Origin of the sequence: Methanosarcina sp. KYL-1, assembly GCF_024372725.1 — an archaeon.
Lineage (GTDB): Archaea > Halobacteriota > Methanosarcinia > Methanosarcinales > Methanosarcinaceae > Methanosarcina.
This window is the reverse complement of the sequence record NZ_VOUA01000060.1, coordinates 1-1,654: the sequence shown is the minus strand read 5'-3', so window position 1 is coordinate 1,654 and position 1,654 is coordinate 1. Positions and strand designations below refer to the sequence as shown.

Sequence of the window (1,654 nt, the reverse complement as noted above, 5' to 3'; positions counted from 1 at the left end):
GATGAGGATTTTGTCGGTTTATCGGCATCTGGGCAGTGGGTTTCTTTTGCTTAGGAGGTGATCCAGCCGCAGATTCCCCTACGGCTACCTTGTTACGACTTAACCCCCCTTGCGAAATTCAGGTTCGAACACAGCACGACGTCTGTGCCCTCACCCATACCTCACTCGGGTGGTTTGACGGGCGGTGTGTGCAAGGAGCAGGGACGTATTCACCGCGCTATATTGAAACGCGATTACTACGGATTCCAGCTTCACGAGGGCGAGTTACAGCCCTCGATCCGAACTAAGGATGGGTTTGTGAGATTACCAACCCCTTTCGGGGTAGGGACCCATTGTCCCATTCATTGTAGCCCGCGTGTAGCCCGGGAGATTCGGGGCATACTGACCTACCGTGGCCCGCACCTTCCTCCGATTTAACACCGGCGGTCCCCACAGTGTACCCATCGTCCCGGAGGACATGCTGGTAACAGTGGGCACGGGTCTCGCTCGTTGCCTGACTTAACAGGATGCTTCACAGTACGAACTGGCGACGGCCATGCACCTCCTCTCAGCGATTCAGGCAAAGTCTTTAGCTTGGCCTACATATTGCTGTCGCCCCCGGTGAGTTTTCCGGCGTTGAGTCCAATTAAACCGCAGGCTCCACCCGTTGTTGTGCTCCCCCGCCAATTCCTTTAAGTTTCAGCCTTGCGGCCGTACTTCCCAGGTGGCTCGCTTCACGGCTTCCCTGCGGCACCAGACACGGTCGCACCATGCCTGACACCTAGCGAGCATCGTTTACGGCTGGGACTACCCGGGTATCTAATCCGGTTCGTGCCCCCAGCTTTCGTCCCTCACCGTCGAACCCGTTCTGGTAAGACGCCTTCGCCACAGGTGGTCCCACAGGGATTACAAGATTTCACTCCTACCCCTGTAGTACCTCTTACCTCTCCCGGTTCCAAGCCTGGCAGTATCCCCCGAAAGCCTAATAGTTGAGCTATCAGATTTCCCGGAGGACTGACCAAACCGGCTACGGACCCTTTAGACCCAATAATAACGATCACCACTCGGGCCGCCGGTGTTACCGCGGCGGCTGGCACCGGTCTTGCCCGGCCCTTGCTAACAGGTGTATTTTACACACCCGGACAGCCAACAAATGTTGCTGGCACTCGGTGTCCCCTTATCACGGTTTCCCGCATTGTAAAGTTTTCGCGCCTGCTGCGCCCCGTAGGGCCTGGATTCATGTCTCAGAATCCATCTCCGGGCTCTTGCTCTCACAACCCGTACCCGTCGTCGGCTAGTAGGTACATTACACCCACTACTACCTGATAGGCCGCAGACCCATCCTTGGGCAGACGAATCCATTTCACGCATAAAGCATTCCAGCATATATGCGTTATCCGGAATTATCCCCAGTTTCCCGGGGTTATGCCGGACCCAAGGGCAGGTTATCCACGTGTTACTGAGCAGTACGCCATGTTCACGAAGAACATATGACTCGCATGGCTTAGGCGAACACCGATAGCAGTAACCTCTGGCAGGATCAACCAGAATTAATGTATCGCACACTTAAAGGTCTTGGTCGCAGAAACTGCACTAACAACCATCAATTCGGTTATTCAGTTTTGCGATAGATTGTAGAACAACCCACCGACCAGAATTAACCGAACCGACAAAA

1 rRNA gene is annotated in these 1,654 nt (G+C 54.7%); it reads right to left on the bottom strand.

Features of this window, described 5'->3' with window-relative positions:
- Positions 1-52: 52 nt before the first annotated feature.
- Positions 53-1,530 (bottom strand): 16S ribosomal RNA (locus FTO70_RS17860).
- Positions 1,531-1,654: the final 124 nt, after the last annotated feature.